A 20,522-nucleotide genomic window follows, 5' to 3' on the forward strand; every position below is an offset into this window, starting at 1 on the left:
GGGCGAGGGAGCTCGGGGTGGGGGAGGAGGTAGAGGGAGGTGCTGGCGGTAACGCAGGGCCTGGGCGCGGGCTCGGGCCCACTGGAGCTGGTCGGGAGTCGGGGCGAGGAGGGGGGTCGGAACTAATTTCCGTACTCCAGAAGCTTCAACGGTTGGTTGCCTTGTGCGTCTCGAACGCACTCGGGATCGGCTCGCTGTTCGGGTACGGTGCGCGCATCGCTCCAGCCACGCACGGGAACCGCTGGGCGTGGGCCGTTGCTCCTGCCGCCGTCGGGATCGGCCTGTTGACCCTTTCCTACCTCACGCACGGGTGAGGGCGTCTCGGCGAAAGCGGCCTCGCGCAATGCTAAATACCGGGGTCCCCGTGGGGGGACTTGATGACCGGCCGGCGGAGCGGCGGAGAGCAAGCCGAGGTCCCGACGGGGACGGTCAGTACCTGGCTCTGGTGACCGGGGAGCGCCCGGACGGCGCGTCCCACTTTTGTTGAACCCGAGAGTGGTTCGGCCTCCGGAGCTTCCCTCACCACATGAAACGTAGGAGGAGGAAAAAATGTACGGAAAAACGATCCGGCTGCGCAGGATATTCCCGAACGAACGTCGGCGCTTGTTCTCGGTTCCGCTCGACCATTCGGTCTCGATGGGGCCCATCGATGGGCTGGAGGACGCCCCGACGCTCGTGCGGGAGCTCCAGGACTCGGGTGTCGACATGGTCGTCGTCACCAAGGGAGCCGTAGGACCGCTCGTCCCGGTGCTCGCGCCCACCACCCTTCTCGGCATCCACGTCTCGGCGTCGACGAGCCTCGCGCCGAACTCGAACCTCAAGGTGCTTGTCGGGACCGCCGAAGAGGCGGTAGCGCTCGGGGCGGACCTCCTCTCGATCCAGGTCAATTTCGGGATCGCGGAGGAAGGTGAGATGTTGCGTTCCCTCGGGATCGCCGCCGATCAATGCCGCACGATCGGGCTGCCGTTGATGTGCATGACCTACGTCAAGAAGCCGAACGGAGGCACGCCGGAGGAGATCCGGCACGCCTGCCGTGCCGCGGCCGACACCGGCGCCGATATCGTCAAGACGGGGTACCCAGGCTCGCTCGAAGAGTACCGGCGCCTCGTCCGTACGACCCCGGTCCCGCTGCTCCTCGGGGGAGGGGCCCGACTCGACGAGGACTCGGAGTTCTTGCGCCTCGTCCACGAGACCGTGAGCGCCGGCGCCGCGGGGATCTGCATCGGACGTAACCTCTTCCAGCGGAAGCCGGTCTCCGCGATCGCGCGACCGATCGCCGACATCCTTCACGGTGCGGCCTAGATCCCATGACGATGGACCGGCTCGTCCTCTGCCCGACGGCGACCGAGGTCGCGGAGATCCGCGCATTCCTCGCGCGGGCCGAGCGACGCGGATTCCATCGCTTCCTCGTTCCGGCGACGAGCGTCGCGGAGGAGTCGACCGCCGGTCGGCAACTGTACTCGCGAGTCGGTGATCGGATCGTTGGGCCCGCCCCCAGCCGGGAGGAGATCCCCGTCGTCTCGGTCTCGGCCCCCGCGGATATGGACACCGTGATCGACCGCCTGCGTCTCGGGCACCGTGTCGCGGTGCGCTGGAGCCAGGAGCGCGTCATTCCTCTAGAGAACCTCGTGGCCGCTCGTTCCCGACCGGGCACCTTGTGGGTCGTGACCCAGAGGACCGAAGAGATTCCCGGATTCCTAGGTGCGCTCGAACATGGGGCGGACACCATCGTCATCGAGCTTGGCTCGCCCGATGCCATCGATGCGCTCGAGGCGGTGCTCGAGAGCCAGGCGATCCCGCTGACTCTCGAGCGCGTCCCCATCCGTAGGATCGTTCCCGTGGGAGGAGGCGATCGTGTGATCGTCGATACGACCTCGCTCCTCCGGCCCGAGGAAGGGCTCTTGGTGGGGAGCGCAGCCGCCTTCCTACTCCACGTCGCCAGCGAGGCGATCGGGTCCCGTTACACCCGCCCGCGGCCCTTCCGTGTCAACGCCGGCGCGGCCCATTCCTACACTTTGCTCGCCAACGGCGAGACCCGGTACCTCAGCGAGCTCGTCGCAGGGGATGCGGTGCTCGTCGCAAGCTCGGACGGCTCGTCGCGCTCGGCCCGCGTCGGCCGCATCAAGATCGAGCGCCGCCCGCTCGTGCTCATCGAGGTCGAGCGCGGCGGCCGCCTGTTCACGGTCTTCCTCCAAGAGGCAGAGACCGTCCGACTGACCACGCCCGATGGACGGATCGCAACGACCGACCTTCACGCGGGAAACGAGGTATTGGGGGTCTCGCTCGTCGCGGGCCGTCATCTCGGCATGGCCGTCGCGGAAACGATCGAGGAACGATGACAGAGCACCTTCCGCTCGTGATCGTGACGATCCCCTCCCGCACGCCGGTGGCGACGCGAGCGGAGGTGGCCGAGCTCCTCCCGCAGGGCGCGGATGCGGTGGAAATCCGCTTCGATCGCTGGGCCCGCGAGGACCTTCCCCGCGCGGCCGAGCTGTTCCCGAGCCCTCTCCCGATGCTCGCCACGTACCGCTCCACCGCGGAGGGAGGCGCAGGGCTCGATGATCTTCGCGATCGGACGGACATCCTGACCGCGCTCGCCGATCTGCCGTTCACCTACCTCGATCTCGAGCTACGACGCGACCGCGCCTTGATCGCGAGCGTTGGGACCCGGGCGCACTGCCCGACCCTGATCCTCTCCTGCCATCTCCGGGCGAATGACACCGCGGAGAAGATCTCCGAGCTCCTCTCGGGCCACCAGCCTCGCGGTGCGATCGCCAAAGTAGTGCTGCCCTGCGGCGTCGGCCGATTCTACCGAGAGGTGCGTCCACTGCTCCACCCCGGAGGGAGCCCGCACCCGGAGATCGTCCTTACGACCGGCGCTTCGGGATCTCTCGTGCGAGCCCTCGCCCCTCGCTTCGGGCTCGCCGCTGTGTTCGCGGCGCCTCCGGCTCGGGGGCTCAGGGCCAGGGGAGAGGCCGCGGTGGAACCGTCCCAACTCCCCGTGGACCGACTTCGACGGTTCTACGATGCCGGCGAGTTCGGCCGGCTCTTCGCAGTGACCGGTCACCCGATCGACCACTCGCTGTCGCCCGATGTCCACACCTTGTGGATGGCGGAGGAAGGGAAACCCGGCCTCTATCTCGCGCTCGACATCGAATCGGAGGAGGAGCTTGCGCGTGTGCTCCGTCCGCTGGGCGAGGACGGGCTTCGGGGGATGAACGTCACCCATCCGTGGAAGGACGCTGCGCTGCGTCTCGCCGACCGATGCGGGCGTGCCGCCGAGCAGGCCGGCTGCGCGAACGCTCTCGTTCGCACCGGTCGGGTCTGGCGTGCGGAGAACTTCGATGTGAGCGCCATGCTCCGTCGCCTCAGGGAACTTCGGGAATCCGGCGCCTGGACCGACGACCGTCTCCTCGTGCTCGGGACGGGAGGTGCGGCCCGTGCCACCCTCGTCGCCGCCTCCGAGCTCCATGCCAGCGCCGAGATTCTCGGGCGATCGGCCGGCCATGTCGCCCGCATCGCACGGGAGTTCGGGACGGAGGTATCCCGACCGTCGTCGGCTCCTGCGTCGCTCATCGTCCATGCGACGCCTGCCGGCCGCTCGGACGTTCCTGCGCTCGACATCCCCTGGGCGGGGCGATGCGGACCGGGCACGTACGTCCTCGATTTTGTCTACCGGCCGGATCGGCCCTTCCTGAGGGACATGACGATCCAGGGCGGAGGTACGTACGAGGACGGCGGCCGGCTCCTCGTCTATCAGGCGGCCGAGAGCTTCGGAGCCTTCTGGGACGCGCGCCCCTCGCTCGCGCTCGAGCAGAAGGCCCTTCAGGAGGTTCTGTGCGCGGCGTAGCGGCGGCGTCGGGAGCGATCACGTTCGTCAACGCCCTGGCCGCCGGCATCGGCGCCGCCGCGGCCGTCACGCTGGACGTCAAGGTGGAGGTCGACCTCGATCTCGAGCCGCGCCACGGACCCGGCGCCACCACGATCGCGCCCCCCAGCGACACTCCGCTCGTGCGCGCCGCCGTCGAGGCCGGGCTGGAGCGGTTCGCGCCCGGTGGCGCCCCGTCGGTCCAGGTCCGAATCCGCTCTTCGATCCCGTCCGCGTGCGGGTTGAAGAGTTCCTCCGCCGTGAGCGGTGCGGTCCTCGCGGCCGTGGCTCGAGCCGTCGGCGTGGCCGCCGATGCCACGACCCTCGCACGGATATCGGCGGACCTCTCTCAGAGGATCGGCCTGAGCGCGACGGGAGCGTTCGATGACGCGTTCGCGGCGCTCGCCGGAGGCGCGGTCATCACGGACAACGCGGCGCGCGCCGTGCTCTGGTCCGGGGAGGCTCCCGCGGGGCTCGCCGTTCTCCTCTGGATACCTTCCGCGCACCATCGCCCGTCCACCGAATGGCACGATAGGTTCCGTGCGCGTGCTGCGGAGGCTCGGCCGGCGATCGACGCGGCGCTCGGGGGAGATCTGTTGGGAGCGATGGAACGCAACACCGAGCTCGTCGAATCTATCCTCGGCTACGACTACGGCGAACTTCGTCGGCAACTCGCCGAGCGCGGCGCCACGGCAAGCGGAGTGAGCGGACTTGGTCCCGCCCTTGCAGTCCTGGCACCTCCCGAGCGCGCGGATGCGGTGCGGAGCACCCTCGCTTCCCGGGGTGGGGAGGTACGTGCGGTCGACTTCCGACCACGCGCCCGCATCGAGCCGATCGAGGAGGCCTCATGATCCGCACGGTGAATCCCGGCGTTGCGCGAGGGCGGCTCACCCCGCCGCCCTCCAAGAGCTACACTCACCGTGCCTTGGTCGCGGCCCACCTCTCCGGTCGCCGGGCCACCGTCCTTCGGCCGCTGGATTCGAACGACACGCGCGCCACCGCCCGTGGCCTCGCTGCGCTCGGCTCGCGCGTGCGATTCGCCGCGGACCGGTGGCAGATCCAGCCCGCGCCGGTGGCGACCGACCGCCTTCGGACGATCGATTGCGGCGAGTCGGGAACGACGCTGAGGTTCCTGACGGCACTCGCGGCACTCTCCGACCGACCGATCCGGATCACGGGACGAGGACGCCTCCCCGCTCGACCGATGTTGGATCTGTACGACGCATTGCGCACGCTCGGAGCACGAATCTCTCCCGAACACGAGGACCGGGCCCTTCCGTGCACGATCCGCGGACCGATCTCCGCGGGCCGCATCGACGTGCGGTCCGACGAGACCTCGCAGTATCTCTCCGCCCTATTGATGGCCCTGCCGCGCGTCGAGGGTCGATCGGAGATCCGACTGCAAGGGCCTTTGGTCTCACGAACGTACGTCCAGGCGACCTGCGCGGTCCTGAATGCCTATGGGGTCCGGATCGTTGTGCGGCCGCGAGCCTACCGCGTCGACGGGCCGCAGACGTTCCGGGCCACTCCCTTCACCGTACCCAGCGACGCCTCGTCGGCCGCGTACTTTTGGGCGGCCGCTGCCCTCACAGGCGGGGATGTGACCGTGACGGGGCTCGACCGGCGATGGCCGCAGGCCGATCTTGCGCTGCTCGATATCCTGCGCCGGATGGGCGCGTCCGTTCGCTGCGGTCGATTCGCGACCGAAGTGACCGGCTCGGTCCGTCGAGGGATCTCGGTCGATCTAACGAACTCGCCGGACCTGTACCCGCTCGTGGGAGTCCTCGCCGCAGGAGTCCCGGGCCGCCGGAGCCGTCTTCGAGGGGCGGCGCACGTGCGGCTGAAGGAGTCCGATCGGTTCGCCGAGACCGCGCGCATCGTGCGCGCGATGGGTGCACGCGTCGAGACCGCGGGAGGAGAGCTGAGCATCCTAGGCACCGGCGTTCCCCGGTCGCTCTCGCTCCGGGATCTCGACGATCATCGCCTCGTCATGAGCGCGGCGGTGGGCGCTCTCGCCGCGCGTTCGCCATCCCACCTGGGGGACGGGCGGGCGGTTCGAAAATCGTTCCCCGGATTCTGGGATGCCCTGTCCCGCGTGGTGCACGAGCGAGGGACCGCATCATGATGGAGTTCGGCGAGCGCTATCGGGTCGCGCTGTTCGGGACCAGCCATGGCCCCGAGGTCGGGGTCGAGATCCACGGGATCCCGCCCGGACACGATATCGACGTGGGAGCGATCCAGCGTGAGCTCGACCGTCGCAGGCCGGTCGGCCGACGCCTCGCCACGAAGCGCCAGGAAGAGGATCGGATGGTCATCGACCGAGGCGTGGTGGACGGCCGGACCGACGGGGGATCGTTTCGGGCCCACGTCGCGAACGAGGACGTCCAGCGCGCGGCGTACGACCGGATGCGGGATCTGCCTCGCCCCGGTCATGCGGACTACCCGGCGCGGGTCCGGTACGGGCCCGAGGCGGACCTCTCCGGCGGGGGCATCTTCTCCGGCCGCATGACGGTCGGGCTCGTGATCGCCGGAGCGCTGGCCCGGCAGCTTCTCGCCCCAATCGGCGTGGATCTGGTCGGATTCACGCGGAGCATCGGCGCGGTCGACGCCTTGATCGATCCGTCCCTGACGCTTGGGGAGACCCGTGGACGGGCGAGCGCCAACGAGGTGGCCTGCCCCGATCCCACCGCAGCCCTGCGGATGGAGGAGGAGATCGCCACCGCCCGACGATCCGGGGACAGCGTCGGGGGCGTCGTCGAGGTGCACATCCATGGTGTGCCGGTCGGCCTCGGCGAGCCATTCTTCGACTCGATCGAGGGTGAGATCGCGCACGCGGTCTTCGCCATCCCCGCGGTCAAAGCGATCGAGTTCGGTGCGGGGTTCCGGGCGGCGCGCATGCGGGGGAGCGAGCACAACGACCCGTTCTGCTACGAGGACGGCCGGATCCGAACGACCTCGAACCACGCCGGCGGGATCCTGGGAGGCCTCGCCGACGGGATGCCGATTGTCTACCGCGTGGCCGTCAAGCCGACGTCCTCCATCGCACGACCGCAGCAGACCGTCAACCTCGCCACCCACGCGCCCGCCGAGCTCGTCGTCACCGGGCGCCACGATCCCTGCATCGTTCCGCGTGCCGTCGTCGTGGTCGAGAACGTGGGTGCGATGGTCCTCGCCGATCTCGCCTATCGCGGAGGGTTCCTGTCGTGAGCGAAGACTCCCGGCAGATCCCGAGCGCCATCCTGGGCGCGAGCGGGTACATCGGCCAGCATTTCGCCCGCCTGCTCGGCGATCACCCGTTCTTCGCTCCCCCGATCCTCGTGGGGTCGGACCGCTCCGCGGGCCGGCCGCTCGAGGAGCTCTGGCAGCTCCCCGAAGATGTCCCCGGCGCGCTCGCCCGGCAACGGCTGCACCCCTTCACCCCTCGCGAGCTGCGCGCGCGCGGAGTGCGGGTGGTGTTCGGGGCCCTTCCCTCCGGCACCGCCGGGGTACTGGAATCCGAGTGCCGCCGGCGCGGCCTCCACGTCTTCAGCAATTCCTCCGACCACCGCATGGACCCCGATGTTCCCCTCCTCGTCCCGGAGGTGAATGCGGCTCATCTTCGGATGCTCACCGCGCGACGGCGCCCCGGCGGGATCCTCGTGACGAACCCGAACTGTACGGCGGCCGGCCTGGTGCTCGGACTCGCCCCGATCTGGAAGCTTCTCGCTCCCCGCGAGGTCCACCTCGCGAGCTACCAAGCTCTGTCGGGGGCCGGGTTCCCGGGCGTCGCCTCGCTGTCGATCACCGACAACGTCGTGCCGTTCATCCGAGAGGAGGAGGAGAAGGTCGCCGAGGAGACCCGGCGCATGCTGGGGACCGCTCGCAACGGTCGGATCCATCCGCGGGCCGAACCGGTGCTCGCCCAGTGCGCCCGCGTGGGGGTTCGGGACGGTCACCTCGAAGCGATCACCGTCATCGCCCGTCGGCGTCCGAGCCGTGCCGAGATCCTGGATGCGTGGCGCCGCTTCGACCCGCTCGCGGGTGCACCTCTTCCCACGCTCCCCCACCCGCCGATCGTGCTGCGGAGCGAGCCCGACCGGCCCCAGCCCGTTCGCGACCGCTGGGCCGGGAACCCTCATCGCGCTCGAGGGATGGCGGTCTCCATCGGCCGGGTGCGCTGGGAAGCGCCGTACCTCCGGTTCTACTTGCTCGTCCACAATGCGGTCCGCGGAGGAGCGGGCGGTTCGGTCTCGAATGCGGAGCTCGCGCACTCCTACGGACTCCTTGCCCCCTCCGGGAGGTCCCCGTGAGCGCACGCCCGCGCCGGCCGCTCGTCGTCAAGTTCGGAGGCGCATCGCTCGCCCGGCCCGACGTGGTCGTGACTCGGATCCGGGTGCTTCGGGAGTCCCGCACGCCGGTCGTCCTCATCGTCTCGGCCCGGGAGGGTGTGACCGACGAGCTTCGGGGCCTGATCGAGCGGCCGCGCGCGACCCGGGCCCATCGGGAAGCTCTCGTCCGCATCGAAGAGCAACATCCCGACCCCTCGGCGATCGGCCGCGCGCACCTGGCCCGCCTGCGCCGCCTCGTCCATCGGATCGAGCGGCGCGGCCGGTGCGACCCGCCGACCGCGGATCTCATCCTGAGCATCGGGGAGCGCTTGGCGGTCGATTGGCTCTCTGGCGAGCTGCGGAACGCCGGCCTTCCGGCCGTCGGCATCGAGGCCGACCGCCTCGGGCTCGTTACGGACGATCGGCACGGATCCGCGAACATCCTCATCGACCGCTCGGCCGCGAATGTTCGCGCCGGGCTCGGAGCCCACCTGCGGAGCGGCCGGATCCCGGTGGTCACGGGATTCTTCGGCCGGAGCCTCCACGGGCGCGTCGTCACCCTCGGTCGTGGCGGTTCCGACTATTCGGCGACCGCGATCGGGGCGATCCTCGGTGCGAGCCGCGTCGAGCTCATCAAACGCGGCGTTTCGGTACTGACGGCCGACCCGCGACTCGTGCCCCGGGCCCGCACGATCCGACGCCTCTCCTACGAAGAGGCCGAGGAGCTCGCTCAGTTCGGCGCGAAGGTCCTCCATCCGTTGACGGTGGAGCCGGCGCGCACGGCGAACCTGGAGATCGCGGTCCGCTCGCTCGACGACCCGCATGAGGTGACCATCATCGGCCCTCCCCGGGGCCCGAACGGGATGCGGGCGCTCACCCTGCTCGAACCCCTCGGGCTGGTCCGGATTCGCGTGCCGGGAGGTCGCCAGCGACCGGGGGTCGTCGCGGAGGCATCCCACCGGCTCGCGGACGCGCGCGTGAACATCGTGACCCTCTTCACGTCCTCCTCGCTGCTGAGCGTCGTGGTGGAGCGCACGAAGGCCCGGGCAGCCGCCCGCGCGCTCGCGGGCCTCTCCCGAGGAGGGGGCGCCAGCATCGAAGGTCCGTTCCCCGTCGGCCTGCTCACGGCGATCGGAGATGGCGTGCTCGACGATCTCGGCCGCATCCCGCCGGCGATCCTCGCCGAGGGGGAGGGATTGAGCGCCACGCCCCGATCGCTCTCCTTCGCCGTGCCGATCCCAAAGGCTCGCGCCGCGCTCCGCGCGCTTCACCGCGCGCTCGTCGAGGAGGTGGGCCGATGAGCGATCCGTGGGAGGAGTTCGTCCACCGCTCCCGGGACGCCGCCTGCGCGGGCTACATCGAGCGCGGCGACGCGCCGGGGATTCCCGGGCGATGGGCAACGTCCTTCGTAGACCCACGAGCGCGCTTCGCGATCGGGCCGAGCGACACCACCGCCTCGCTGGAGGAGCGGACGGTGAGCGCGTTGCGCGGCCGTCGGGACCGGGCGTTGCTCGGCTACGTCGGATTCGACGCGGTCTCGGCGTTCGAGCCGCTGTTGAGGAAGTTCCCTCCGGGCGCGCCCTTCCCCCTCGGAGAGTTCGCGGTCATCGAGCGTCTGCGTCTCGAGCGCGTGCCACACCTGCCAGTGCGCCCGCCGGCCTCCCGAGAGATCCGTAGCCCCGGCCGACCGCTGCGGGAGACGCTCCCCCAGCGAGCGTTCGAACGGGCCGTCCGGCGCGCACGCGCTGCGGTCGGGGATGGCGAGGTATTCCAGGTCGTGGTCGCCACCCGGCGGAGCTGGCCCCGGCCGGCGAACCTGGTCGAACGCGCCGGCTGGCTGCGTGCGGTCGAGCGATTCGCCTACTTCTACTATCTAAAGTTCGACGATCGAGAGATCGTCGGTGCGAGCCCGGAGTCCGTCCTCGAGGTCCGGAGGGGCCGCGCCTACGTCAGCCCGATCGCGGGGACCCTTCCGCACGGACGGGCCCGACGGGGGCGTCGCGCGCTCCAGGAGGATCCCAAGGAGCTCGCGGAGCACCGGATGCTCGTCGATCTCGCCCGGAACGATCTCGGGCGCATCTCCCAGGCTGGGACCGTCCGCGTCCTCTCGAAGGAGCGCCGCGAGCGCTTCGCGCGCCTCGAGCATCTCATCAGCCGGGTGGGTGGCCGCCTGCGTGCCGGGGTCGGCCCTTGGGAGGCTCTCGCCGCCGCATTCCCGGCGGGAACCGTGAGCGGCGCGCCCAAGATCCGCGCGACCCAGGTCCTGCGCCAGCAGGAGCGAACGTGGAGGGGCCCGTATGGGGGAGCGGTCGGCCTCCTGCGCGGGAACGGCGATGCCGCGTGGGCGCTCTCCATCCGGACGGCGTTCGCGGCTGGACGAGCGCTGCACACGGCCGCGGGCGCCGGGATCGTCTGGCAGTCCCAACCTCGGCGTGAGTACCGCGAGGTGCTCGCGAAGCTGGCGCAGGTAGAGTCGACGCTGGTCGGAGGTGCGCGATGAAGGTCCTCCTCATCGACCACGAGGACTCCTTCGTCTACAACGTGGATCAGGCGCTCCGCACGGCGGGCGCCGACGTACGTACGATCCGCTACACGGCTCCCTGGTCGGAGGTCACCGAGTACGACCCTGACGGCTTCGTGTTCTCTCCGGGTCCGGGCCATCCCCGGGACCGGCGCGTGACGGGCCTCGCACGCCGGGTACTGACCGAGTTTAGCCGCGAGCGCCCCGTGCTCGGGGTCTGCCTCGGCCACCAGCTGATCGGCGAATACTTCGGGGGCCGAGTCGTCCACGCTTCCTCGCCCGTGCACGGAGCTACGGCGGCGGTCCGACATGGCGCCGACCCGCTCTTCCGGGGAGTGCCCTCTCCGTTCGACGCGGCCCGGTACCACTCGCTCGTACTCGACGCACGCCACGTCCCCCGCGTCTTGGAAGTGACCGCCTCCACCGCGCGCGGGACCGTCATGGCGGTGCGGCACCGACACCGCCCCGTCACGGGGGTCCAGTTCCATCCGGAGTCCTACCTCACGACGCGGGGGCCCACGATCCTCAGGAACTTCCTCGGGGAGGTCCACCGATGATCGGTTCGCTGCTGGAGAGGGCGGCTGACGGCCGGCCGCTGCGCCCCGTGGAGGTCCGCTCCGCGGTCGATCTCTTGGTTCGTGATTCGACCTCCGACGTCGAACGCGCGGCGCTCCTCGCCGCGCTCGCGACGCGCGGCGAGACGTCCGCCGAGATCGCGGCCTTCGCGCGCGAGCTCCAGCGCCGTTCGATCCCGTTCCCCGGCCCGCGCGCAAATCGGGCGATCGATCTCTGTGGATCGGGCGGAGCGCGACGCCCCGCGTTCAACGTGGGCACCGTATCTTCTTTCGTGGTCCGCGCGGCGGGCGTGCCCGTGGCGAAGCATGGAAACCGGAGCTTGCGCGGAGCCCGCCTCGGCTACGCCGGATCGAGCGATCTGATCGAGGCGCTCGGCCTTCCCTACCTCACGTCGCGGGCGTTCGCCCGGGAGAGCTACCGTCGCGAGGGGATCACGTTCCTGCACGCGCCGCTCTTCCATCCCGCGATCGACGCGGTGGGACCCGTGCGCCGCGCCCTCGGGATCCGCACCCTGTTCAACCAGCTCGGTCCGCTCACGAACCCGGCACGAGTCTCCTACCAGGTCGTCGGGACTCCCGATCGCGCCACGGCCCGGTCCGTGGCATCGATCCTTCCCCGGCTCGGCGTCCACGACGGGGCCACGATCGTTGCCTCGGACGCGACGGATGAGTTCTCCCCCACGAGGCCCTCCGAACTGTTCCTGTGGAGCGGTACCCGCCGGCATCGGCTCCGAGTGGACCCCCACCGCTACCTCGATCCGGACGACCGCCGGGGCTCGAACGGTCCGCTTCCGGCCCGGGAGTCGGCCGCCGAGACCGAGCGGATCCTCGCGGGAGGGGGCGGTGCCCGCCGGGGGAGCATCCTCCTCACGAGCGCCCTCGGGCTGTGGGTGCGGGGCGCCGCTCCGACGCTGCGAGCCGGCGTCGCCCGCGCTACCGACGCGCTCGATTCCGGCAACGCCGAAGCGCTGCTCGGCCGGCTCCGTGAGCTCGGCGCTTCGCGCATCTGGGCGGGGGAGGAGTAGCGATGGCCTTTCTGGACGACCTGCTTCCCGAGATCCGGCGCATGATCGCCTCCCCCGCGTACGCAATCGGCTTGCCGTCCTCTGCGCGACGATCTCCTCCGAGCCTCCGTGCATCGATCGACTCCGCGGCCCACGGTTGGGGGGTGCTGCTCGAGCACAAGCACCGGTCCCCAGGATCCCGCGAGCCGACGCTGCCGCGCACCGGGATCGATTCGTTCGTGCGCGTCGCCGAAGCCGGAGGGGCGGCCGGCCTCTCCTGCCTCGCGACGACCCCGGAGTTCGCGGGGGCGCCGGAGGAGGTCGCGGCCGTCGCCGCACGCAGCCGCCTCCCGGTACTGTTCAAGGACTTCGTGATCGACCCGATCCAGGTCGATGCCGCCCGGAGGGCGGGCGCCGCGGCGATCCTCCTCCTCGCCCGGCTCGAAACCGAACGCCGTCTCTCGCACTCGCTCGCCCAGCTCGCCGAGCGGGCCCACGAAGGCGGGCTCGAGGTTCTCCTCGAGTTCCACGGCCCCGACGAGCTCGAGGTGGCGGACCACGTGCCCGCCGACGTCTACGGCATCAACCTGCGGGACCTGGACACCCTGAGGTTCCGCCCCGAGATCGCGGCGCAGACGTTTGTCCATGCGCAGGGACTCCGACCGCTGATCGGGATGAGCGGCATCGAAGGCCCCGAGGACGCCGCGCGCCTCCGCACCTGGGGAGCGGATGGAATCCTCGTCGGTTCGGCGCTCGCTCGCGCGCGAGACCCCGAGGGGTTCGTGGCCGGCCTCTGCCGGGTGGGAAGCATGCGCCGAGGTGGATCGTGACGACCTTCGTGAAGTTCTGCGGATTGAGCGATGCCGCGACGATCGCGCTCGTGCCCGAAGGCGGGGCCGCGGGGTTCGTGATTGACGTGCCCGGCTCCCCGCGCGCGATCCCTCTGGAGCGGGCGGCGAAGCTCGCCGAGGTCGTGCCGAGCGACCGCGAGATCTGGGCGGTGACGGTCGATCCGAGCGTCGAACTGATCCTACGGATCTTCGAAGAGATGGGAACGGACCGGGTGCAAGTGCACGGTCGGATCCCCGACGGGCTCGATACGGTCCTTCGGCGTCACATCGTCCCGTCACTGGCGATTCCCCGGCCGGGGAGCGGCGATCCCACTCCCGAGCTTCCTGGGACCGATCTCGCCTCCCTCGTCCACTTGGACGCCGCGGGCGGCGCCCTGCCGGGAGGAGGCGGCGTAGTTCCGGACTGGGAGATCTGCGCCCGGATCATCGCGAGCGCCCCCGGCCGAAAGATCGTGCTCGGTGGGGGACTCACCCCCGAGAACGTGGAGAGCGCGCTCTCGACCGTAGCCCCGTGGGGAGTGGACGTCTCGAGTGGGATCGAATCCGCTCCCGGGAGGAAAGATCCGACGCGCATGCTCGCGTTCTTGGGGGCCGTGCGACGCTGGGAGGCCCATCATGCCTAGGCGGTTCGGCCCCTACGGGGGAGCCTTTGTCCCCGAGACCCTGGTCCCGGCGCTGTCCGAGCTCGAACACGAGTGGCGCGCCGCGCGGCGAGATCCGAGGTTCCGCGCCGAGCTTCGCCGCCTCTCCCGCACGCTCGCCGGCCGACCCACACCTCTGTACTTCGCCCGCCGGCTCACCGAGCGGGCCCGAGGCGCGGAGATCTGGCTCAAGCGGGAGGATCTCGTGCACGGCGGCGCGCACAAGTTCAACAACGCGCTCGGCCAGGGCCTGCTCGCGAAGCGGATGGGCAAGCCGCGCCTGATCGCCGAGACCGGTGCGGGGCAGCACGGGGTAGCGACCGCGATGATCGGAGCCGCGCTCGGGCTCGAGACCGAGGTGTACATGGGCGAGGTCGACATGGAGCGCCAACGGCCCAACGTCCTCCGGATGGAGCTGCTCGGCGCGAAGGTCCGGCCCGTAACGACGGGCCAGCGGACCCTCAAGGACGCGATCAACGCCGCGCTCCGGGACTGGATCTCGAGCGTTCGGACGACCCACTACCTACTGGGTTCCGCCGTAGGGCCGCATCCGTTCCCATCGATCGTCGCGGAGTTCCAGAGCGTGATCGGACGGGAGATCGCGGTGCAATCCCGCGCGGCGTTCGGCCGGCTCCCCGACCTCGCGGTCGCGTGCGTCGGCGGCGGATCCAACGCGATCGGCACGTTCCATCCGTTGCGACGCACGGACGTCGAGTTCCTGGGCGTAGAGGCCGGAGGATCTCGCCACCACGGGGCCGGCGCGGCGTCCCTCGCCCACGGACGGCCCGGGATCTTGCACGGGGCCTACTCCTACGTCCTGCAAGACCGGGAGGGACAGATCTCCGAGACGGAGAGCATCAGCGCCGGGCTCGACTACGCCGGCGTCGGCCCCGAGCACGCATGGCTGAAGGACAGCGGGCGGGCCCGGTACATCGCGGTCCACGACGACGAAGCCCTGCGCGCATTCCATTGGCTCGCCGAGGACGAAGGGATCCTGCCCGCCCTGGAACCCTCGCATGCCCTGTTCGCCGCGGTCGCGGAGGCGCGACGGCGTCCCGCCCGGCAGAAGATCGTCGTCACGCTCTCCGGCCGCGGCGACAAGGACCTGGAGGTGGTCGGGCGTGCCGCGAGTCGCTGACGCGCTCTCCCTCGCTCGTTCGCAGGGACGCGCGGCCCTGGTCCCGTACGTCATGGTCGACCGGGCCCGCACGCGTCGGCTCCGCTCGGTCGTCGAGGCCGCGCTCGAGGCGGGGGCTTCGACGCTCGAGCTGGGATTCCCGTTCTCCGATCCGATCGCGGATGGGCCGATCCTGCAGGCGACCGCGGACCGGGCCCTCTCGAATGGCACCGACTGGAGCGATCTCGTCGAGTCGCTCGAGATCGCGAGCGCGCTCCTCCCGACCGCGGTCATGAGCTACGCGAACCCATTTTGGCGGCACGGGCTCGACCACTCGCTCCCGAGCATCGCGCGCGCGGGTGCGTCGGGCCTCATCGTTCCGGACCTGTCGCTGGAAGAAGCGCCGCCCTGGATCGACGCGGCCGGCCGCCATTCGATCGATCTCGTCCTCCTGGCGGCGCCGGGGGTCTCGGAGAGGCGCACGGTCCGTCTCGCGCGAGCGACCCGCGGATTCCTGTACCTCGTGGCGCGCTACGGGACCACGGGGACGGCACGCTCGGCCGAGCGGATCGACCTGACCCCGATCGTTCGGACGGCCCACCGGGCCGCGCCGAGGACCCCGGTCCTGATCGGGTTCGGGATCAAGGATCCCGCGACGACCGCGCAGGCGCTCGCGTACGGGGCCGACGGGGTCATCGTCGCGAGCGCGCTCGAGGAGCGCTTCGTCCGATCCTTCGGAGCGGCGACGGTCCGGCGCGTGCTCGGGCCGATCGCACGTACGCTTCGCGCGCACGGCGCGTGAGCCCGCCGCCGCGGCCCCTCTTATATCGCACGCGCCGCTAGCGGCCCAATGGCTCCGGTCGCCGGCCGGTGGACGCGCTCCACCCGACGCGTGCTACCCCAGATGCGGGCGTGGCGGATCGCCTTTCACGAGGACCCCGAACTCTCCGACCAAGAGACCCACACGCGCGATCGGGTCGTCTCAGCGCTCCGGGCCTTGAGCCTCGATCCGATCACGTACGGCGACGGTTTCAACGGGGTCCTCGCGATGATCGTCGGGGATCGACCGGGTTCCGTGGTGGCCCTGCGGGCGGACATGGACGCCCTGCCGGTGAGCGAAGAGACCGGCCTTGCCTTCCGTTCGCGCAACCCCGGCCGGATGCATGCGTGCGGGCACGATGTTCACATGTCGGCGCTGCTCGGAGCCGCTGCCGTCCTCGCGAGGCACCGCTCGGAGCTCCGGGGTGCCGTGAAGCTGCTGTTCCAACCGGCCGAGGAGGAGGGAGAGAAGGGGGGCGCACTGCCGTTCCTCGAACGAGGCTGCTTCGAGCGGCCGAAGGTCGATTACGTCGTGGGCCAGCACGTCGACCCCGCCGTGCCGCTCGGGTCGATCGGCACCCGCGTAGGGCCGGCGATGGCCGCGGCCGACCGCTTCCGGATTCGGATCCGGGGCCATGGGGGCCACGCGGCCGCGCCGCACCTCGGGCCCGACGCCGTGCTCGTCGCCTCGGAGATCGTGGTCGGACTCCAGGCGCTCGTGAGCCGGGTACGCAGCCCGGTCGACCCGGTGGTCGTGAGCGTCGGGCAGATCCACGGCGGCACCCGGCACAACATTCTTCCGGACGAGGTCGTCCTCGACGGCACCGTGCGGACGTTTCGGCCCGCGACCCGCGAACGGATGGAGGTCGCGCTCCGCCGTCGCGTGCGCTCGATCGCCGCCAGCCTGGAGGCCAAGGTGCGGATCGAGTACTACCGAGGGTACCCGGCCCTGTGGAACCCCGCCGGGCCGACGCGGGTGATCACGGGGGCTCTGCGCTCGGAGTTCGGCGTCGGCCGCGTCATCGAGCTCGAGGAGCCGGTGATGGGCGCCGAGGACTTCGCCCGGTACCTAGAGCGTGTGCCCGGGACGTTCTTCCAGCTCGGCGTGGGGGTCGCGGGCCGTTCGGCGGGACTGCACAGCGCCCAGTTCGCTCCGCCCGAGGCCGCTCTCGTTTACGGCGCCGCCGCCCTCTTGGCCGCGACCGAGGCCCTGCAGAGGAACCCCCCGTGAACGTCGCACGCGCGCGCACCGACTTCCCCGCCCTGCGCCCACACCCGGGGCGATCTCGCGTTGCGTACCTCGACTCCGCGTGCATGTCGCTCGTACCCGATCCGGTCCTGCGCGCGATGGAGGAGTACTACTCCGACTACCCCGGCTGCGCCGGGCGCAGCCTGCACCGCTTTTCCGAGGAGGTCTCACGGCGCTACGACGCCGCGCGGGACGCCTTCGCCGAGTTCGTCGGCACGAGCGCGTCGGAACATGTCGTCTTCCTGCGGAACGCGACCGAGGCGATCAACCTGGTCGCGAGCGGCCTCGACTGGAAGAAGGGCGACCGGGTGCTCGTCTCCGATCAGGAGCACAACTCGAACCTCGTCGTCTGGCAGCGGCTCCAGCGCGAGCGCGGGATCCGGCTCGATATCCTCCCGCTGAGCGCGGACGGGTCGTGGGATGCGGAGGTGCTCGAGCGCGCCCTCTCCCGGAGGATCCGGCTCGTCAGCCTCTTCCACACCTCCAATCTCGACGGTCGCTCGCTTCCGATCCGCGAGATCGCGGAGCGCGCGCACGATCGGGGAGCTCAGACGCTGTTCGACGGCTGCCAGGCGGCCCCGCACCGCGCGGTGAACTTCGATCGCCTCGGCACGGACTTCTACGCCCTCTCGGCCCACAAGATGCTCGGACCCACCGGAACGGGAATCCTCGTGGGCACCCCGCAGGCGCTCTCGGGATTGCGTCCGCTCGTGATCGGGGGGGAGACGGTGCAGTGGACCACGCTCACGGACCACGAACTGCGTCCCCCTCCCTACCGGTTCGAGGCGGGGCTGCAGAACTACGCTGGCATCATCGGAGCCCACGCCGGACTTCGGTACCTCGAGCGGATCGGCCTCGAGGCCATCGAGAGCGCTCAGCGCGAGCTCAACCGCGAGGTGACCGAAGCGCTCTCCGGGCTCGCACGGGTCCACGTCCTCGGACCGGAGAACGTTCGGGACCGCCCCAGCATCTTCGGCTTCACGATCGATGGGATCGATCCCCACGACGCGGCGTTGTTCCTAGACGAGGGCTGGGGAGTGCTCGTCCGCTCCGGCATGCACTGCGTGCACTCCTGGTACGAGCGCCGGGGCCTTACGGGGAGCATTCGCGCATCGTTCTATCTCTACAACAACCGAGGCGACATCGCCGCGCTCGTCCACGGCGTCCGGGAACTGCTCGAGCGCCTGCCCTCGCGGCCGGACGGGGCGCGACCGACGCCGCCACGCGGCCGACGGGCGCCGAAGGCACGTGTCGCATGAAGGGGATGTACATCGACTACACAGGAATCCGAGTCACCGATCTCGAGCGCGCGCACCGGTTCTTCACGGGCGCACTCGGACTGCGGGAGGTCCGCCGTGGAACCATGCACCATGGAGGCATCTGGGTCCTTCTGCGCGATCCGCGATCGAAGCAGCACCTCGAGCTGAACTGGTACCCGCCGGGCTCGGAGTTCGCGACCCGCTTCGTCGCGGGTGAGGGTCTCGACCACATCGGTGTTCGGGTCCGGGCCCTGCCCGACGCCGCCCGCCGATTGCGCCGCTACGGAGGGCGGCTCCAGACCCAGTTCCGGGAGGGTCGGCGCGTCGTGGTGGCGTACTATCGCGGGCCGGACGATATCTGGATCGAGCTCATCCAGCAGTAGCCGTCTACGGATCAGAGCGACTGCTCGACGATGCCGCCGAGCTCGCGGGTCAGGAGCTTGGCGATGTCCTCGCGCAGCTTCCTTCGCACCGACTCGGGGAGGGTCGACAGGCCGAGCCGGGCGGTACACGTCCCGACCTGGAGCAGGGCGGCGTACTCGAGCGCGCGCGCTTCGAGCAACTGGCGGACCGATTCTCGCAGATCCCGGGCCAGTTCCGGATCCGCCTTGAGTGATTTTTCGATGTGGCGGCGGATCTCGTCCTTGATGATGTCGCGGGTCGCATCGCGAACGATCTCCTCAGGCCGCAACAGGTCCCGGGTGCCCGCCAAGAGGACATCGATCGGCTCGCCGGACGAGGAGCCTTCTGCCATCGAATGGATGAACGGGGGTCGGCCCATAAGCGTTGTTGTGGACCGTGGCCGCGTGCCCCGGTGCGGCTCGACCTCGACCCAGGCCCGGTGGGGGTCCCCAAGCGAGCATGGAGGGGGAGGGAGGCCCCGGGGCATCAGCGGAGCGTTCGCGGGGAGACCGTGGCTTCGGGGAGGAGCTGGGCGATGCGATCGGAGGCGGCCAATGCGAGCAGGCTCTCGTCGCGATGGGCGCCGGCGATCACCCCGATCCCGATCGGGCATCCTCCGACCTCCGCGAGAGGGAGCGCCACCTCGGGCAGCCCGGAGTGACCCGCGACCGAGTTGAGCGCGAGGGCGCGAGGATAGAAGGACGCCCGTTCGGCGAGCGAGCGCCGGCGCGACAGTGCGATGCACGGGCTGGCCGGGAGCACCAGGGCCCGCCCGTTCCGGACGAGCGCCCGGACCCGACGCGCCACCCGGCGACGGAATCGCGCCTGCTTCGTAACCTCGGCTCGGGTGATCCGGCGGGCGGCCGCGAGCCGCTCGGCCGTTCGGGGCCCGAAGCGGGGGTGGGCCCGGCGGATCCAGTCGGCGTGCTCCGACCAGATCTGGGCGCCTTGGAGCACGCGGTAGGCTTCGTACCATGCCGCGGGGAGGTCATCGTAGATCCGAACCTCGTCGGTGATCCCCAGCTTCTCGGCCGCCGCCCGAAGGGTTCGCGCGGATCGCCGTTCCACGAGATCCCACGCATCCGACACGAGCACGTACTGACGGGGAGGTTCCCCCCTCCCGATGGACAGCGCGCGGCCGAATCGCTGGAGGGTGGGGCCGTCGCCCGCGAACCAGCCGACCGTGTCGTAACTCGGGGCGAGCGGAGTCATGCCTCGGACGGGAACCCGTCCGTGGGTGGGACGGAAGCCGAAGATACCGCAGAAGCTCGCGGGGTTCCGGACCGAGCCGCCCGTATCGGAACCGAGCGCTCCGTCCACCAGGCCTGCCGCGACGGCGGCCGCGGATCCGCTCGACGACCCTCCAGGCAGCCGATTCGGGCAGCGAGAATTGATGGGCGTTCCATAGTGGACGTTCGCTCCCTCCAGGCTGAACGCAAGTTCGTCGCAGATCGTCTTGCCCACCATGCGGGCTCCCTGCTCCAGCCATCGCTCGACGGCCGGCGCAGTGGAGCGCGCGGGAGCGTGCGTGGTCCGCCAATCCGGGTTCCCGCTACCGGTCCGCTCACCGCGAATGTCCAGCACGTCCTTGACGGCGAACGTCCGTCCGTTCAGCACTCCGCGTCCCGTCGGGGCACGGAGGACGCGCGGTCCCGGAACAAAGGCCCCGATCGGATCCACGCGGCGGTCGGGGCGGTTCGGATAGCGCATGGACCGGGGAAGGTCTGACGGAGGAATTAACCCTCCTTCCGGAGCGCACAACTCCGAGACCGCGGACCCTAGGGCCCGCGGGCTCCTCCCCCCGGCAGGTGGACCCGCTCGACGGAGACGGGGAGGCGAAAGGTCATTATTCCAGGGCCCCCCCCCGTGTGCGCAAGATGGGAGCCGAAGACCCTGCAGGCAACGGTCA

21 protein-coding genes are annotated in these 20,522 nt (G+C 70.6%); 19 read left to right on the plus strand and 2 right to left on the minus strand.

Going from position 1 to position 20,522, the window contains the following annotated elements:
- The first annotated feature begins 152 nt into the window (after positions 1-152).
- From VMV28_00055 to VMV28_00145, 19 genes are all read left to right on the plus strand, one after another.
- Positions 153-314 (plus strand): hypothetical protein, encoded by a 162-nt coding sequence (locus VMV28_00055; GenBank protein HUZ79008.1) that lies wholly within the window; start codon positions 153-155, stop codon positions 312-314.
- 235 nt (positions 315-549) lie between these two features.
- The gene (locus VMV28_00060) at positions 550-1,302 is read left to right on the plus strand and encodes a 2-amino-3,7-dideoxy-D-threo-hept-6-ulosonate synthase (GenBank protein HUZ79009.1); all 753 of its coding nucleotides are present in this window, start codon (positions 550-552) and stop codon (positions 1,300-1,302) included.
- Positions 1,303-1,307: 5 nt separating this feature from the next.
- Entirely contained in the window at positions 1,308-2,339 is a 1,032-nt protein-coding gene (locus tag VMV28_00065) for a 3-dehydroquinate synthase II (GenBank protein ID HUZ79010.1), read from the plus strand.
- The gene (locus tag VMV28_00070; GenBank protein ID HUZ79011.1) at positions 2,336-3,850 is read left to right on the plus strand and encodes a type I 3-dehydroquinate dehydratase; all 1,515 of its coding nucleotides are present in this window, start codon (positions 2,336-2,338) and stop codon (positions 3,848-3,850) included. Before VMV28_00065 ends, VMV28_00070 begins: the two co-directional genes overlap by 4 nt.
- Positions 3,838-4,719, plus strand: coding sequence for a shikimate kinase (locus VMV28_00075; protein ID HUZ79012.1), 882 nt, complete (start codon positions 3,838-3,840; stop codon positions 4,717-4,719). The genes VMV28_00070 and VMV28_00075 overlap by 13 nt, the downstream gene beginning before the upstream one ends.
- Positions 4,716-5,993: a 3-phosphoshikimate 1-carboxyvinyltransferase gene (aroA, locus tag VMV28_00080; GenBank protein ID HUZ79013.1), complete on the plus strand. Its 1,278-nt coding sequence runs from the start codon at positions 4,716-4,718 to the stop codon at positions 5,991-5,993. The genes VMV28_00075 and aroA overlap by 4 nt, the downstream gene beginning before the upstream one ends.
- Positions 5,990-7,075 carry a chorismate synthase gene (aroC, locus tag VMV28_00085; protein HUZ79014.1) on the plus strand — a complete coding sequence of 362 codons (1,086 nt, stop codon included), beginning with the start codon at positions 5,990-5,992 and terminating at the stop codon, positions 7,073-7,075. The genes aroA and aroC overlap by 4 nt, the downstream gene beginning before the upstream one ends.
- Positions 7,072-8,157: an aspartate-semialdehyde dehydrogenase gene (gene asd, locus VMV28_00090; GenBank protein HUZ79015.1), complete on the plus strand. Its 1,086-nt coding sequence runs from the start codon at positions 7,072-7,074 to the stop codon at positions 8,155-8,157. The genes aroC and asd overlap by 4 nt, the downstream gene beginning before the upstream one ends.
- Positions 8,154-9,476, plus strand: a complete 1,323-nt coding sequence (locus tag VMV28_00095; GenBank protein HUZ79016.1) for an aspartate kinase — start codon at positions 8,154-8,156, stop codon at positions 9,474-9,476. The genes asd and VMV28_00095 overlap by 4 nt, the downstream gene beginning before the upstream one ends.
- Entirely contained in the window at positions 9,473-10,675 is a 1,203-nt protein-coding gene (locus VMV28_00100) for a chorismate-binding protein (protein ID HUZ79017.1), read from the plus strand. Before VMV28_00095 ends, VMV28_00100 begins: the two co-directional genes overlap by 4 nt.
- Positions 10,672-11,253 carry an aminodeoxychorismate/anthranilate synthase component II gene (locus tag VMV28_00105; protein ID HUZ79018.1) on the plus strand — a complete coding sequence of 194 codons (582 nt, stop codon included), beginning with the start codon at positions 10,672-10,674 and terminating at the stop codon, positions 11,251-11,253. The genes VMV28_00100 and VMV28_00105 overlap by 4 nt, the downstream gene beginning before the upstream one ends.
- Entirely contained in the window at positions 11,250-12,296 is a 1,047-nt protein-coding gene (trpD, locus tag VMV28_00110; protein ID HUZ79019.1) for an anthranilate phosphoribosyltransferase, read from the plus strand. The genes VMV28_00105 and trpD overlap by 4 nt, the downstream gene beginning before the upstream one ends.
- Before the next feature lie 2 nt (positions 12,297-12,298).
- Positions 12,299-13,105 carry a hypothetical protein gene (locus tag VMV28_00115; GenBank protein HUZ79020.1) on the plus strand — a complete coding sequence of 269 codons (807 nt, stop codon included), beginning with the start codon at positions 12,299-12,301 and terminating at the stop codon, positions 13,103-13,105.
- Positions 13,102-13,749, plus strand: a complete 648-nt coding sequence (locus VMV28_00120) for a phosphoribosylanthranilate isomerase (protein ID HUZ79021.1) — start codon at positions 13,102-13,104, stop codon at positions 13,747-13,749. Before VMV28_00115 ends, VMV28_00120 begins: the two co-directional genes overlap by 4 nt.
- Positions 13,742-14,905, plus strand: a complete 1,164-nt coding sequence (gene trpB / locus VMV28_00125; GenBank protein ID HUZ79022.1) for a tryptophan synthase subunit beta — start codon at positions 13,742-13,744, stop codon at positions 14,903-14,905. The genes VMV28_00120 and trpB overlap by 8 nt, the downstream gene beginning before the upstream one ends.
- Positions 14,889-15,686 (plus strand): tryptophan synthase subunit alpha, encoded by a 798-nt coding sequence (gene trpA, locus VMV28_00130; GenBank protein HUZ79023.1) that lies wholly within the window; start codon positions 14,889-14,891, stop codon positions 15,684-15,686. The genes trpB and trpA overlap by 17 nt, the downstream gene beginning before the upstream one ends.
- A gap of 48 nt (positions 15,687-15,734) precedes the next feature.
- On the plus strand, positions 15,735-16,934 hold the full coding sequence (locus VMV28_00135) for a M20 family metallopeptidase (GenBank protein ID HUZ79024.1): 1,200 nt from the start codon (positions 15,735-15,737) through the stop codon (positions 16,932-16,934).
- On the plus strand, positions 16,931-18,211 hold the full coding sequence (locus VMV28_00140) for a cysteine desulfurase (protein ID HUZ79025.1): 1,281 nt from the start codon (positions 16,931-16,933) through the stop codon (positions 18,209-18,211). Before VMV28_00135 ends, VMV28_00140 begins: the two co-directional genes overlap by 4 nt.
- Positions 18,208-18,594, plus strand: a complete 387-nt coding sequence (locus VMV28_00145; GenBank protein ID HUZ79026.1) for a VOC family protein — start codon at positions 18,208-18,210, stop codon at positions 18,592-18,594. The genes VMV28_00140 and VMV28_00145 overlap by 4 nt, the downstream gene beginning before the upstream one ends.
- 11 nt (positions 18,595-18,605) lie before the next feature.
- Here VMV28_00145 and VMV28_00150 read toward each other — a convergent pair whose 3' ends face one another.
- Together VMV28_00150 and VMV28_00155 are read right to left on the minus strand one after the other, a co-directional pair.
- Positions 18,606-18,965, minus strand: coding sequence for a hypothetical protein (locus VMV28_00150; protein HUZ79027.1), 360 nt, complete (start codon positions 18,963-18,965; stop codon positions 18,606-18,608).
- A 134-nt stretch (positions 18,966-19,099) separates the two neighbouring features.
- Complete coding sequence (locus VMV28_00155) at positions 19,100-20,323, minus strand: amidase (protein ID HUZ79028.1); 1,224 nt, start codon at positions 20,321-20,323, stop codon at positions 19,100-19,102.
- Between the last annotated feature and the right edge of the window lie 199 nt (positions 20,324-20,522).

The sequence above is a fragment of the Thermoplasmata archaeon genome (genome assembly GCA_035532555.1).
In the GTDB taxonomy this organism is placed as follows: Archaea; Thermoplasmatota; Thermoplasmata; order Lutacidiplasmatales; family UBA184; genus Lutacidiplasma.